This is a genomic window from Flavobacterium pokkalii, from assembly GCF_014596575.1.
Classification (GTDB): Bacteria; Bacteroidota; Bacteroidia; order Flavobacteriales; family Flavobacteriaceae; genus Flavobacterium; species Flavobacterium pokkalii.
In genome coordinates this window covers 22710-37098 of the sequence record NZ_NASZ01000003.1, presented here as the reverse complement: position 1 = coordinate 37098, position 14389 = coordinate 22710, and the positions used below count along the sequence as shown (strand labels likewise).

Here is a 14389-nt window from a genome sequence, read left to right as displayed (position 1 = left end):
GCTTAATTAATTTTTGGTGTACTGTCTTTAGTTGCCGTTGTGCTTACGGTTTTGGGTTGGAAAACTCTTTTTTTAAGCACACTGTCTTTTGGAGAACTTTCGATTGCGCTGGCTTCCTTCATTCCTCCTAAAATCGCATAACGGTCTCTAAGACTTGTTTCTAAAATTCTTTTTTCTAAATCGGTTCTGGTGATTTTTTTTCTCAAATATTTCTCAATCATCAAGCTGGCAATTGGTCCTGCGATGGTCGAACCAAAACCTCCGTTTTCAACTAAAACAGCAATAGCAATTTTAGGATTATCTTTTGGAGCAAAAGCCACGAAAATAGAGTGGTCTTGAAGTTTGACTCTTTTACCGTCAATTTTAGTATAATTTTCAGCGGTTCCGGTTTTTCCGCAGATGTCAATTCCTTCCACACGAACGCCGCGAGCCGTTCCTAAATTATATACATCAAATAATCCACTTATAATGGGTTTGAATAATTCTTTGTTGATGGTTGTTACGTGTTTTTCTTTAAATTTAGGATCAATTGTGCCGCCTTTTATTTTCTTAATGATATGAGGTGTGTAGTAATAACCTTCATTAGCAACCGTAGCCATCATATTAGCCAGTTGAATTGGCGTCATTAAAACTTCTCCTTGCCCGATACCGTTAGAAACTATCGCGGTACTTCTCCAGCCACCATTCGGGTAGATGCGCTTGTAGGTTTTAGAATCCGGAATATTTCCTCTTCTTCCGGTAGGCAAATCGTAACCCATGAATTGTCCTAGACCAAAACTTTTAACATGCTTACTCCAAACATCCACCGCATAAGATGGTTTTACATATTTATTGATAGTTCGCATATAAGCGGTTCCAAAATAAGCATTACAGGATTCATAAATTCCGCGATGCAATTGTAAAGCACCTCCATGACAGTGACAACGCATAAAGCGACCTCTGGCGTAACTGAAACCGTGATGGCAAAATACAGTTGTGTTTTCATCAATTGCCCCTTCCTGCAAAGCTACTAATCCGGTCATTATTTTAAAAGGAGACCCAGGAGGATACTCGGCTAATAATCCACGGTCGTAAAGAGGTTTGGCAATCGAATCGTGATAAAGCAGTGTGTAGTTCTTAGAGCGTTGTCTTCCTACTAAAATAGATGGATCATAAGAAGGAGCTGTTACTAATGCCAGAATTTCTCCTGTTTTAGGTTCGATAGCTACAATTCCGCCTCGTTTGTTAATCATTAATTGTTCTCCGTAACGCTGAATTTCGGCGTCAATAGTCAGGTTGATGTCTTCTCCCTGAACGGCAATTGTATCGTATCTTCCGTTTTTGTACGAACCTATTTCACGATTGTATTTGTCTTTTTGGATGTATTTTACTCCTTTGATTCCTCGTAGAATTTCTTCGTAATATTCTTCAACTCCTTGTTTCCCAATTAAATCTCCGCTTTTGTAGTACGGATTTTTTTCGATAATTCCTTCGTTAACCTGAGTAATGAATCCAAAGATGTTCGCGCCAAAATCGACTTCATAATCACGAAGGGAACGTTTTTGGACATAGAAACCTTCAAATTTTCTGATTTTTTCCTGAAAAGCGGCATATTCGCTTTTGTTTAATTGGGCTAAGAAAACAGAAGGCAATCGCGGGCTAAAAATTTTTGCTTTGGCAATTTTCTTTAAAAAATCGTCTTTGGTAATGTCTAATAACTGACAAAATTCTACGGTATCCAGATTTTTAATTTCTCTCGGGATAACCATAATGTCATAAGAAGCCTGATTAGCTACTAAAAGTTTACCGTTTCTGTCGTAGATATAACCTCTTTCCGGATATTCGTATTTTATTTTAATAGCGTTGTTTTCCGATTTTAATTTGAAAGTATCATTGATAACCTGCAAGTAAAAAATCCGAATCAGGAGCAGGGATGCTGCAACAATAATAATAGAAGGCAGCAGAAGTTTTCTCATCGTTTGTTTGGCTTAATAAGGTATATTATGATAATACAACTAATGATTGTAAATATGGTACTTAATACTGTTCTGAGTAAAATGTCCCAAATAAAACTAACCTGAAAGGCTTCCAGAATGAATAAGGTAAAATGATGAATTACCACAGCCAGAAGAATAAATGTAAATCTTTCAGGGGTTAGTGCTTCATTTAATTTAATGGTTTGGTATTCGTAACTCACACCAAATGCAAATTTAAACAAATAAGGTCGGTAAAAGGCTAAAAGAAGGCAGGCAGTAGCGTGAATTCCTCCTGAATTAGAAAATAAATCCATTATTAATCCAAGAAAAAAACTGCTGATTAACAAAGCCGAACGATTAGAGTTTACTGGATATAAGATGATAAACAACATATAAGGCAACGGCATGATATAGCCTAAAAAAGTCATATTGTTGAATACGCCAATTTGAAGGGCTAGCAATAAGATAAATCTTAAAATATTAACTAACAGCGTGCTATTCATTTGATTTGCTTTCTTTTTCCAGGTTGTTAACTTCGTCTCTGTCTTTACTTTTAATGATATAAACGTGACCTAAATTAGTCATATCATTAAACAATTTGATGTTTAAAGTGTAATAATTGGTTTTGTTGTCGATGTAAATTTTATCGATAGTTCCAATATTAATATTTTCCGGGAAAATCACCGATTGTCCACCGGTTACAATGGTATCGCCTTTTCTAACTGAAGCTAATCTTGGTACATCGATTAACTGAACAAAACCGGTGCTTTTTCCATTCCAGGTCAGCGAACCAAAATGATTGGACTTTTTGATTTTGGCATTAATCTGAGATTTTACATTCAGGATACTTACCACTGTCGAATATTTAGGAGAAGTTTTGTCAACGATTCCAATGATTCCTAAACTATTAATTACTCCCATATCCGGTTTTACTCCGTCATTAGCTCCGGAATTTAAAGTCAGGAAGTTTTCGTGTGTGTTGTAAGTGTTGTGAATTACTTTTGAAACAACAATGTCTTCGGGAGCAACACCTTTAAGATTTTCAACTTTTTTGACAGAGGCGGTATCTTTCATGTTGAAAAGGATGCTTTTGAGCCTTGCATTTTCAAGAGCCAAAGCATCATTTTCTGTTTTAAGATTTAAATATTCGGTGATGTTGTTTATTTTTTCATAAACACCGCCCGTTAAAAAGTTAGCCGAACTGATAATTCTGCTTTTATGGTAAGAATGAGACTGTATGGTAAGCAAAAGCGAAACGCTTAATAACAGCAAAAACAGTAATCGACTACTGTTTTTGAATATAAAATTAAATATTTGCTGCATTCTCTTATTAGGTTATAAATTTAAGGGTATGCTGTAATGTGTTTAATTCTTAAAACCAGTACAGCTTAAGAATTAAACACATTTTTTAAGCTTATTTTATTAATATGCTTTTGAATTTCCCAATGTTTTTCAAAGCCATTCCTGTTCCTCTTACTACAGCTCTTAACGGATCTTCGGCAATGTAAACTGGTAAATCTGTTTTTTGAGAAATACGTTTGTCTAATCCTCTTAACATCGAACCTCCACCGGCAAGGTAAATACCTGTGTTGTAGATATCGGCTGCTAATTCAGGAGGAGTTTGAGACAAAGTTTCCATTACAGCATCTTCAATTCGTTGAATTGATTTGTCTAAAGCTTTAGCAATTTCTCTGTATGAAACATCAACCTGTTTTGGTTTTCCCGTCAACAAGTCTCTACCTTGTACAGACATATCTTCAGGAGGTGTTTCCAGATCTTCAATGGCGGCACCAATTTGAATTTTAATTTTCTCAGCAGTACTTTCTCCAACAAATAAGTTGTGTTGTGTACGCATGTAATACACAATATCGTTAGTGAAAACGTCACCGGCAATTTTTACCGATTTGTCACACACAATTCCGCCTAAAGCAATTACAGCAATTTCAGTAGTACCCCCTCCGATATCTACAATCATGTTCCCTTTTGGTTGCATGATGTCAATTCCAATACCGATTGCGGCTGCCATTGGTTCGTGAATCAAATAAACTTCTTTTCCGTTTACGCGTTCACAGGATTCTTTTACGGCTCTCATCTCTACTTCGGTAATTCCGGATGGAATACAAACCACCATTCTTAAAGCCGGAGTAAACATTCTTTTTTTCAATGCAGGAATGCTGTTGATAAACATTTTTATCATTTGTTCCGAAGCATCAAAATCAGCGATTACACCGTCTTTTAAAGGCCTTATGGTTTTAATGTTTTCATGAGTTTTACCTTGCATTAGGTTGGCTTCTTTACCAACAGCAATGATTTTTCCCGTTATTCGGTTTCTGGCAACGATTGACGGACTATCAATAACTACCTTGTCATTGTGAATGATTAGTGTATTAGCGGTACCAAGGTCAATTGCAATATCCTCGGTCATGAAATCAAAAAATCCCATACGATTTTTAGGGGTTTAAAAGTTAAAAATTAGGAGCACACAAAGTTAAACAAATTAATGTTTGAAATGACGGGTCCCTGTAAATACCATTGCCAAATTATTTTCGTTGCAATAGTCAATGCTTAATTGGTCTTTAATAGATCCGCCTGGTTGGATTACAGCTGTAATTCCGGCTTCTTTTGCTAAGGCAACACAATCAGGGAAAGGGAAGAAAGCATCACTTGCCATGGAAGCACCTTTTAAATCAAATCCAAAATGTTTTGCTTTTTCAACAGCCTGTTGTAAAGCATCTACTCTTGAAGTCTGACCTGTACCTGAGGAAATTAAAGTTCCGTTTTTAGCAAAAACAATTGTGTTTGATTTAGTGTTTTTACAAATTTTAGAAGCAAAAATCAAATCTTCAATTTCTTGCTCTGTTGGACTTGTTATGGTAACGGTAGTTAAATCTTTTTTATTGTCTGTGATGTTGTTTCTTTCCTGAATTAACAATCCGTTAAGACAAGTTCGTACTTGTTTTTGTGGTAATTCAACATCATTTTGAACTAAAATAATTCTGTTTTTCTTTTCCTGTAAAATTGTTACAGCTTCATCATCATAAGAAGGAGCAATCACCACTTCACAGAATAATTTATTGATTTCAGTTGCAGTAGCAACGTCAATTTTAGTATTCGAAATTAAAACGCCTCCAAAAGCCGAAGTTGGATCACAAGCTAAAGCTGCTAAGTAAGCTTCTGCAATCGTATTTCTCGAAGCTAATCCGCAAGCGTTGTTGTGTTTTAAGATTGCAAATGTAGGCCCGTCAGTTTTGAATTCGTTAATCAAATTCACTGCAGCATCTACATCTAATAAGTTGTTGTATGATAATTCTTTTCCGTGTAATTTTTGGAACATTGCGTCAAAATCTCCAAAGAAAAATCCTTTTTGGTGTGGATTTTCTCCGTAACGCAATACTTGTCCGTTGGCAATACTTGCTTTGTAAATCGTTTCGTCAGTATTGAAATAACCAAAAATAGCTCCGTCATAGTGAGAAGAAACGTGGAACGCTTTGGTAGCTAATAATTTTCGGTCTTCAAGAGTGGTAGCTCCGTTTTGTTTAGTAATCATGTCTAAGAACAAAGCATATTCGTTCATAGAAGGTACAATTACAGTGTCTTTAAAGTTTTTAGCAGCGGCACGGATTAATGAGATTCCACCGATGTCAATTTTTTCAATAATATCCTGTTCGCTGGCTCCGGAAGCTACTGTTTTTTCAAATGGATATAAATCTACAATAACTAAGTCAATCTGCGGAATGTTGAATTCCGTCATTTGTTGCACATCACTCTCATTGTCCTGACGGTTCAAAATTCCTCCAAAAATTTTTGGGTGTAATGTTTTTACTCTTCCGCCTAAAATTTCAGGAAATGCAGTTATGTCTTCAACAGCAACAACAGGTATGCCTAGATTTTTGATAAATTCTTCAGTTCCTCCTGTAGAATAAAGAGTAACATTTTGACTGTGTAATAATTTAACAATAGGCTCAAGACCCTCTTTCGAAAAAACCGAAATTAATGCAGATTGAATTGTTTTTGATGTGCTCATGAATAGTTTAAATTATAAAATGCAAAAATAGTTTTTTAATGTTAAAATTGGCTATCAAAAAATGAGATAATTTTTAATTAATTTATTTTTATTAAAACTTCTTGAAAACGCTGTGTTTTATTGTGTTAAAAGAATTTTTTATTAGGAAATTGAATATTATTTACAGAATTTTACCTTATTAAAAATCATTTTTTTATGTTGTTATATCTTCGATTACTCAAAGAAAGTTTTGCTTTTGCGCTTAATGCCTTGCGAAATAATAAATTACGCACCTTACTTTCTTTGCTTGGTGTAACTATTGGAATCTTTTCAATCATTGCGGTTTTGGCTGCCGTGGATTCTTTGGATCGGAAAATAGCCGGCGATTTGAGTGGTTTGGATAAGAATACCATTTATTTGATGAAATTTTCTTTTGGTCCTTCGGAGATTCCAAAATGGAAAAGAGAACAATTTCCAAATGTGAAATATGACGAGTATGTGTATTTAAAAGGAGCAATGACGCATACTGCCGAATTAGGCTATCAAATTTTCACCAAAACGGAGAATATTAAGTACGATTCTAAGGTGGTAAGTGATGTGAATATTGTTCCGGTTTCGCATGAATTTATCGATATTCAGGGATTGGAATTTGAAAAAGGACGTTTTTATAATGAATCGGAATCAAATTCCGGAGCCAAGGTGATTGTGTTGGGAAATGATATTGCGACTAATCTTTTTGATGATTTTAATCCAATAGGTAAAGATGTTCGACTTTACGGGCAGCGTTTTACGGTTATAGGTGTTTTGAAGAAAAAAGGAGCGGGGCTTTTTGGAGATAGTAATGATTCGGCAGTTTTTATTCCGGTGAATTTTGTTCGGCAGAAATTTGGCGATAATAATGATTCGTTAACCAATGTGATTATTTTTAAACCCGAAGATGGCGTAGATATGGAAGCTTATAAAGCGGAGATTTCTCAAAAACTGCGAGCCTTTCGCGGAATTAAAGCCGGTGAAATTGACAATTTCTTTATCAATGTTTTTTCCGGATTTACGGATTTTATAGATGGAATCATCGGGAGTATGAAATTAGGAGGCTGGGTGATAAGCGGATTTTCGTTGTTGGTAGGTGGTTTCGGAATTGCTAATATCATGTTTGTTTCGGTAAAAGAACGAACCCATTTAATAGGAATTCAAAAATCATTAGGTGCTAAAAACCGATTTATTTTATTTCAGTTTTTGTTTGAAGCGATTATTCTATCTGTAATTGGCGGAGTGGTTGGTTTACTGATGGTTTGGGGAATTGCTGTTGGCCTGACCAAAGCTTTAGATTTTCAGTTTGTATTGGGATTGGATAATATTCTTTTAGGTGCCGGACTGGCAGGAATCATTGGTTTGATTTCCGGTATCGTACCGGCTATTTCAGCTTCCAAATTAGATCCTGTGGAAGCGATTAGAACAGGAATGTAGTTTTTTCGCGTTCAGTGTTCTGAGTCATTGCGAGTTCCGATAGCTATCGGAACGTAGCAATCTCATTATTAAATTCCGTTTAGTTTTGATTTTTTTTGTAGACATAAGTAAGATGCGTGCGGTAGCATGGAGGCAATTTGACAACTTTTAGAAAGTTGTCAAATTTGGTATTAGAAAATAGCACGCAGATTTTGTAGATTTTCGCAGATCACTGAATGGTTTTTCTGCTCAAATCTGCAAAATCTGCGTGAAAATTTACTGTTTCGAACACGAAGGGTTTCGCTCACGATGGGTTAGTAATTTAACACAAACTTGTCATTCTGACGGAGGAAGGATCTCAACAAGTAACTCGACAAAGAGATTTCTCTTTGCGGGCACGGATTACAAATCCACGCTATCAGGTTTTACCTGCTGGTTTCTTTAATTTTTTTGAGATAAATTTTTATATCGTTTGTTTCATATAAATCAAATGAAATAAGTTTGTCTCTAAGTTTTGAAATCATATTTAAATTTAGTTTAGCAGTTTTGAATATTTGCCATTTTATTTTACGTTGATTTTTTTTGTCGCGAGACATGAATTTAACTCTCATGAATAATTGTTCATATTCTGAATACACTGTTAAAAGATAAAAGAAAGGTAGGCTAAGAAAACTTAGTATTACAGGTAGGACTAAAGAATTTAAGTTTTCAACGGAAAAGAATATTGCATGTTCTTTGATAGTTTTATATAATGAAAAAGCTAAGTAAAAAATACCAATTAGTGATAAAATTTTTGCAAAGAAATTCTCTGCACTTTTGTTATTCTCTGTTTTAGATAGAAATTGCGCAAGGTCGATAAATGTAATTAGCGGTAACATAATTAGCTCAGTTAATAAACCGAAACTTTCGAAATTTATTATAAATTCTGTAAAAAGCGTTAGTTTGAAAATTTCATTGACTGTTCCGAGAAATTCATTCAAAGTTCTTTTGTTAATTGCTTTTAAAAGATTCGCAAATGCAAAAGTCACGAGCCAAATTAAAGAATCTTTGATTAAATTTTTGTTCCAAAGATTTATGTTGTGCAGAATGTAAATTATACCAATGGTAAATAAAACCATCAATAGATAAATTATTGAAAGTTGAGAAGTGAAAAATGATTTAATTAATCCTTTCAATGAATTCCCGATGCCTTTTAATATAAAGAAAAGCAGAAACAACGCAGACCAAATTATTAATGCAATTTCGCGGTTTGAAAATATTTCTTGTATTTTTTCCATTTTTAATCGAATGTTAATGAAACTTGCAGGTAATTCGTTTGTTTAGTTTTATTTGTTTTTAAATATATTAAAATATTCTTACAAATGTGTTTTGGGAATCAAAACGAATTGGATAGCCCTGATCGAAGCGGCATCCTTTGTCTCGTTTTTTTAACGAGACAAAGATATAGCGCAGAGCAGGAGGGATGTTTATTGAAGAAAGGTAGCTGTTCTGCTTCTAAAAAAAATAAAGGTTTTTTTTGGAAAGTTGGCTGCAAAAAAAAAAATCCCGCTTGCCATGCAAACGGGATTTGATGTATCTAGAAGTATAAAACTATCTAATTTCGTTATTCTGAATCAAATCTAAGTACAAGTTAATCTTGTCTTTCAATTCTTTTCTGGCGGTAATAAAGTCTAAGAAACCGTGCTCTAAAAGGAATTCAGCAGTTTGGAAACCTTCTGGTAAATCTTTACCAGTTGTATCTTTTACCACACGTGGTCCCGCAAAACCAATTAAGGCTCCCGGCTCAGCGATGTTGATGTCTCCCAACATGGCGTAAGAAGCCGTTGTCCCTCCAGTTGTTGGATCGGTACACAAAGAGATGTAAGGCAATTTAGCTTCAGAAAGTTGGGCTAATTTAACCGAAGTTTTAGCCAATTGCATCAAAGAATAAGCAGCTTCCATCATACGGGCACCACCTGATTTTGAAATCATCACAAAAGGTAATTTGTTTTTGATGGCATAATCAATTCCTCTGGAAATTTTTTCTCCCACAACTGCTCCCATAGATCCTCCGATAAAGGCAAAATCCATCGCGCAAACTACCAAGTCTTTTCCTTTGGATTTACCAACAGCTGTTCGTACGGCATCTTTGAGCTTGGTTTTGTCCATTACATCTTTCAAACGATCAGAATACTTTTTGGTATCCACAAAATTCAAGCTGTCTTTTGAAGTCAGGTTTGGATCCAATTCGGTAAACTCATTGTTATCGAATAAGATTTCAAAATAAGTAGCACTACCTATTCTCACGTGGAAACCATCTTCCGGACTCACAAACAGGTTGCGTTCCAATTCTTCTGCATCAATAATTTTTCCGGTTGGAGATTTGTACCAAAGTCCCTTTGGAACATCCATTTTTTGATCGGTAGGAGTTGTGATCCCTTTTTCTTGTCTTTTAAACCAGGCCATTTTTATTTCAGATTGCAGATTTCAGATTTCAGATTTTAGAATTCGCAAAGGAATCTAAAATCTAAAATCTAAAATCTAAAATTATAGTGTGTTTACGTTGTTCAAGTCAGCAAATGCTTGCTCTAATCTTGCGTTGAAAGTTACTTCTCCTTCACGTAGCCATTTTCTTGGGTCATAATACTTTTTGTTTGGAGCATCAGGACCAGTTGGGTTACCAATTTGGGTTTTTAAGTATTCAATGTTGTTTACCATGAAATCACGAATTCCTTCAGTGAAAGCAAATTGTAAATCGGTATCAATGTTCATTTTGATTACTCCGTAGCTAATTCCTTCTCTGATTTCTTCTAATGTAGAACCAGAACCTCCGTGGAATACAAAATCAACCGGATTGTGTCCTGTGTTGAATTTTTGTTGAACGAAATCCTGAGAGTTTTTTAAGATTTTTGGAGTCAATTTTACGTTTCCAGGTTTGTAAACTCCGTGGACGTTTCCAAAAGCAGCAGCGATAGTGAATCTTGGGCTTACTTTAGAAAGTTCTTCATAAGCATAAGCTACTTCTTCTGGTTGTGTGTATAATTTTGAGCTGTCAACATCAGAGTTATCAACTCCGTCTTCCTCACCTCCGGTGATTCCAAGTTCGATTTCTAATGTCATCCCGATTTTGCTCATTCTTTCTAGGTAAGTTTTGCAAATTTCGATGTTTTCCTCGATTGGTTCTTCTGATAAGTCAATCATATGAGAACTGAACAAAGATTTTCCGGTAGCAGCAAAATGTGCTTCAGAAGCGTCTAATAAACCGTCAATCCAAGGTAATAATTTTTTTGCACAGTGGTCAGTATGTAAAATTACAGTAGCTCCGTAAGCTTCTGCTAAAGTGTGGATGCTTTTTGCTCCGGCAATAGCTCCGGCGATAGCTGCTTTTTCACCTGCATTTGAAAGTCCTTTTCCTGCATTAAACTGCGCTCCTCCGTTTGAAAATTGGATGATAACAGGCGCATTTAATTTTGCAGCTGTTTCAAGTACACCATTGATAGTGTCAGAACCTGTAACGTTTACAGCAGGAAGTGCAAAGCCTTTTTCTTTAGCATAGTTAAATATTTCCTGTACTTGGTCTCCAGTTGCTACACCAGGCTTAATGTTGTGTCCCATTTTGTTTTTTGTTTTTAGTTAGATTTTTTGTTTTTAGATTAAGACCGCAAAAATAAGAATTTATTAGGATTAGAACGGATAATTTATTCCAAAATTTAAAACGGAGTGTCCGAAATTGTAATCTCTAAACCATTTTTTGCCAGTTTCTTCAGCCGGATTATAGGTTTTAAAACCAAAATCAAAGCGGACTACAAAGAAATTTAAATCGTATCTAAGACCAAATCCCGAACCCAAAGCAATATCTTTTAAACTGGAAAAATTTTTGAAAGTTGCCTTTTCATCGGTGACATTGTCAAATACATTCCAAATATTACCGGCATCGGCGAAAAAAGCTCCTTTTAAATCGCCCAGAATTTTAAATCTAAATTCGGCGCTAAGAGCAATTTTCATATTGGCTTCATTAAAATCGTTTGTCGCTCCGGTGCGCCCAGGCCCCAGACTATAGGGCTGCCAGGCACGATTATCATTGGAACCTCCTGAGAAATAACTTCGGGAAAAAGGAATGTAATCAGAGTTGCCAAACGGAATGGCAATACCAAAAAAGCTGCGTACCGCCAGAATTTTTTCCTTGCTTAAATCCCAGTGTTTGATAAAATCAAATTCGGTTTTAATGTATTCGGAATATTCTAAATTAAAGAATTCATGATGTCCGTTAGAATTTAATTTTTGATTACTCAAATTAGAAATAAGCGATAATAAAGAACCCGCCGATTCGATTTTGGTTTTGAATAAATAAAAATTATTATCGGCTAAATCGGTTTTGGTGGTTTTGCTAAAAGTAAAATTAGTCGCTAAAATAAAATCGTTTTCAGTTAGACGCACTCGTCTTTCTTCGATACTTTTTACATCATTATAACTGCTTTGCGGTACGTTTATGGTTCCGTTTAAAACGTCTTTGGTAAATCCTGAAGTTCCGGATTCAATAATCAAATTGTTGTTGCTGTTAAAATAATCCGGATTAGTGTTGTATAATTGTCCAATTTCGTTGAGTGCATTATAGGAAGAGCCGTAAACGTTAAAGTAATTTTGTGAATTTAAGTTGCGGACAAATTGGATGTTAAAAAGGTCAAAACGAGCCGTGTTGTTTCTTTTTGGATTCCAGTTGTAAGAGAAAATTCCGGTGAAGTTTTCTTTGTCCAATCCGATATTTTTTTGAGTAGCATAACCCACGCTGATTTGGGTTGAAGGAATCATACTTTTCGGGATGATTTTTTCGGTAGAAAAAGGCAGAAATATTCTGGGAAAATTCAGTTTGAAATTTAGTCCGTATTCCGAAACATTAAAAAACTGATTGTTCGGATTAGCCAAATCTTTGGAAGATCCAAGATTGGCTCTGGTCGAAATTTCCAAAGTTTCAGCTCCGTTAAAAATATTTCGGATGGTAAGCGACGGACTAAACGAAATTCCAATATCTTGAATATTAGAGTGTGTAAGGTCAAATGAAGCCTGAAAACTGTATTTTTTTCTTGGTGTCAGGTAAATTTTTGCGATAAGCGAATTGTTCAGCGTATCTTTTTTGTCTACTTCATATTGAATACTTGGTGGATTGAATATTTTAAGATTGGTTAAATAGCGCGACGTTAAAACAGTTTTGTAATCGGCAAAGGAAGTTCCTTTGGTAATAAAAATAGCATCCGTTATTGCATGCGGTTTGTATTTTAATTTTTCACGACTGTAGAGATTGAAATTTTGATAGGAAACACTGTCGGTGATATTTTGTTTGCTGGTATTCGGTGCATAATCGGTATAAATATCGACGCTGCTGATTTTGTATAGTTTAAAAGGTTCTGTTTTTGTAGAATCTTTGTCCTGATAACTATAATTACCAATGTTAACATTGACATCGGCTTTGTGTTTTTTGCCAATGGTGTCAATATCAAAAACAATCGAAGTCGGTTGGAAATAATAAGCGCCGTGATTTCTGAAATAGGCCGAAAGGCGATTTTTTTCATCCGAGAAATCAACTGTTTTGTATTGGTCTCCTGATTTAATTAGTGCGTCTTCTTTAGTTTTTTGGTACAAAGAATCTAAGGCAACCGAACTAATGGTGGCTTTTATCGAATCCAGAATATAAGGTTCATTTGTGGTGATTTCGTATTTTATTTTTCCTCTTTTGGGACGGATTGTGTCGTGTTGAGAGTTGACTTTTACATCAAAAAAACCATTGTTGAAATAATAATATTGTAATCGGGAAACCGATTTTTGTGTTTTGACAGAATCGATAATTACCGGCGCTTCTCCTGTTTTTTTCAGGAAATCGTGAATGCCGTGATACCAAAATGATTTTCCAAGGCGATCCACCTGTTTTGCCGAAAGCCATTTGGCTTTGCGTTCGTATTTCCCGGGATGATTGGTAAATTTTGCCTGATAAGTAGAATCGGGATTTAAATTGGCTAAATTGTATAAATTTAATCGCAAACGATAACCTAAAAAAGTGCCGTTTGGTTTTTGGTACAATTGATTATGAACGTCTTCATCATTGATTTTTTTGCCATTTACAATAATTTGGTTGCTGGCAAGGAGTTGTTTTCCGTCCGGAACTCTTTTTTCGGCGTTACAGGCGGATATTATTATTCCTATTAGAATAAATAGTGATATTTTTGTCGAAACTTTTCTCAAGAGGTCTAAAAAATTTAATTCAAAAGTACATATTTTTATGGTTAGTAAAAACCAAATAAAACTTATAACTAGTTTACAGCAAAAAAAGTATAGAAACCAGCATCATTTGTTTTTTGCAGAAGGTGTCAAGGTGATTCAGGAACTTTTGCAGTCTAATTTTGAATTAGAACATTTGTACACGACTCAGGACGATTTTGAGGAAGTTTCATCCCATAAAAAATCATTAATCCACGAAAATGATTTAAAAAAAATCAGTGCTTTGGCAACAGCCAATAGTTGTCTGGCAGTGTTTAAAATTCCCGAGGAAAAAAATATTATCGATTCCGGTTTGGTTATCGCTCTGGATGATATCAGAGACCCCGGAAATTTAGGAACTATTTTGCGTTTGTGCGATTGGTTTGGAGTGAAACAGCTGATTTGTTCGAAAGAAACGGTGGATGTTTATAATCCAAAAGTGGTCCAGGCAACGATGGGTTCTATAAGTAGAGTTACTATTGCTTATACGGATTTAGAAGATTATCTGTCTCAAACTAAATTGCCGGTTTTTGGAACTTTTATGGATGGTGAAAATATCTATAAAAGTAGTTTGCCTCAGGAGGGAGTTGTGGTTATGGGAAATGAAGCTAATGGTATTTCTGCATCCATTGAGAATTTGGTTCAAAAAAGAATTTCAATTCCCCGATTTGGAGATTTACAAAAAACCGAAAGTTTAAATGTAGCCACTGCAACGGCTATTATTCTGAGTGAATTTAAACGAAAATTAGCTTAGTTT

At 35.1% G+C, this 14389-nt stretch carries 11 protein-coding genes; 2 read left to right on the top strand and 9 right to left on the bottom strand.

Features of this window, described 5'->3' with window-relative positions:
- Positions 1-2: 2 nt before the first annotated feature.
- The 5 genes from mrdA to purH form a co-directional block, all read right to left on the bottom strand.
- On the bottom strand, positions 3-1955 hold the full coding sequence (gene mrdA, locus B6A10_RS03225; RefSeq protein ID WP_188219693.1) for a penicillin-binding protein 2: 1953 nt from the start codon (positions 1953-1955) through the stop codon (positions 3-5).
- A complete protein-coding gene (locus tag B6A10_RS03220; RefSeq protein WP_026712799.1) occupies positions 1952-2458 on the bottom strand; it encodes a hypothetical protein in 507 nt (168 codons plus the stop codon). Before B6A10_RS03220 ends, mrdA begins: the two co-directional genes overlap by 4 nt.
- The gene (mreC, locus tag B6A10_RS03215; protein ID WP_188219692.1) at positions 2451-3278 is read right to left on the bottom strand and encodes a rod shape-determining protein MreC; all 828 of its coding nucleotides are present in this window, start codon (positions 3276-3278) and stop codon (positions 2451-2453) included. The genes B6A10_RS03220 and mreC overlap by 8 nt, the downstream gene beginning before the upstream one ends.
- 91 nt (positions 3279-3369) lie before the next feature.
- Complete coding sequence (locus B6A10_RS03210; RefSeq protein WP_026712801.1) at positions 3370-4398, bottom strand: rod shape-determining protein; 1029 nt, start codon at positions 4396-4398, stop codon at positions 3370-3372.
- 54 nt (positions 4399-4452) lie between these two features.
- Positions 4453-5979 carry a bifunctional phosphoribosylaminoimidazolecarboxamide formyltransferase/IMP cyclohydrolase gene (purH, locus tag B6A10_RS03205; protein ID WP_188219691.1) on the bottom strand — a complete coding sequence of 509 codons (1527 nt, stop codon included), beginning with the start codon at positions 5977-5979 and terminating at the stop codon, positions 4453-4455.
- A 195-nt stretch (positions 5980-6174) separates the two neighbouring features.
- Here purH and B6A10_RS03200 point away from each other — a divergent pair, with 195 nt between their 5' ends.
- The gene (locus tag B6A10_RS03200; protein WP_055094539.1) at positions 6175-7425 is read left to right on the top strand and encodes an ABC transporter permease; all 1251 of its coding nucleotides are present in this window, start codon (positions 6175-6177) and stop codon (positions 7423-7425) included.
- Between the two features lie 404 nt (positions 7426-7829).
- On the opposite strand, the gene B6A10_RS03195 is transcribed toward B6A10_RS03200, so the two are convergent.
- The 4 genes from B6A10_RS03195 to tamL form a co-directional block, all read right to left on the bottom strand.
- Positions 7830-8681, bottom strand: a complete 852-nt coding sequence (locus tag B6A10_RS03195; protein ID WP_188219690.1) for a hypothetical protein — start codon at positions 8679-8681, stop codon at positions 7830-7832.
- Positions 8682-8994: 313 nt separating this feature from the next.
- Entirely contained in the window at positions 8995-9849 is an 855-nt protein-coding gene (gene accD / locus B6A10_RS03190) for an acetyl-CoA carboxylase, carboxyltransferase subunit beta (RefSeq protein ID WP_188219689.1), read from the bottom strand.
- Between the two features lie 81 nt (positions 9850-9930).
- Positions 9931-10998 carry a class II fructose-bisphosphate aldolase gene (fbaA, locus tag B6A10_RS03185; protein WP_188219688.1) on the bottom strand — a complete coding sequence of 356 codons (1068 nt, stop codon included), beginning with the start codon at positions 10996-10998 and terminating at the stop codon, positions 9931-9933.
- A gap of 69 nt (positions 10999-11067) precedes the next feature.
- Positions 11068-13617: a translocation and assembly module lipoprotein TamL gene (gene tamL, locus B6A10_RS03180; RefSeq protein ID WP_188219687.1), complete on the bottom strand. Its 2550-nt coding sequence runs from the start codon at positions 13615-13617 to the stop codon at positions 11068-11070.
- A gap of 37 nt (positions 13618-13654) precedes the next feature.
- Here tamL and B6A10_RS03175 point away from each other — a divergent pair, with 37 nt between their 5' ends.
- Positions 13655-14386, top strand: a complete 732-nt coding sequence (locus B6A10_RS03175) for a TrmH family RNA methyltransferase (RefSeq protein WP_188219686.1) — start codon at positions 13655-13657, stop codon at positions 14384-14386.
- The last annotated feature ends 3 nt before the right edge of the window (positions 14387-14389 follow it).

Coding starts and splice junctions, on each gene's coding strand:
- purH (WP_188219691.1), bottom strand. CDS start 5,979: ATGAGCACATCAAAAACAATTCAATCTGCATTAATTTCGGTTTTTTCG.
- B6A10_RS03195 (WP_188219690.1), bottom strand. CDS start 8,681: ATGGAAAAAATACAAGAAATATTTTCAAACCGCGAAATTGCATTAATA.
- B6A10_RS03200 (WP_055094539.1), top strand. CDS start 6,175: ATGTTGTTATATCTTCGATTACTCAAAGAAAGTTTTGCTTTTGCGCTT.
- mrdA (WP_188219693.1), bottom strand. CDS start 1,955: ATGAGAAAACTTCTGCTGCCTTCTATTATTATTGTTGCAGCATCCCTG.
- B6A10_RS03175 (WP_188219686.1), top strand. CDS start 13,655: ATGGTTAGTAAAAACCAAATAAAACTTATAACTAGTTTACAGCAAAAA.
- fbaA (WP_188219688.1), bottom strand. CDS start 10,998: ATGGGACACAACATTAAGCCTGGTGTAGCAACTGGAGACCAAGTACAG.
- mreC (WP_188219692.1), bottom strand. CDS start 3,278: ATGCAGCAAATATTTAATTTTATATTCAAAAACAGTAGTCGATTACTG.
- accD (WP_188219689.1), bottom strand. CDS start 9,849: ATGGCCTGGTTTAAAAGACAAGAAAAAGGGATCACAACTCCTACCGAT.
- B6A10_RS03220 (WP_026712799.1), bottom strand. CDS start 2,458: ATGAATAGCACGCTGTTAGTTAATATTTTAAGATTTATCTTATTGCTA.
- B6A10_RS03210 (WP_026712801.1), bottom strand. CDS start 4,398: ATGGGATTTTTTGATTTCATGACCGAGGATATTGCAATTGACCTTGGT.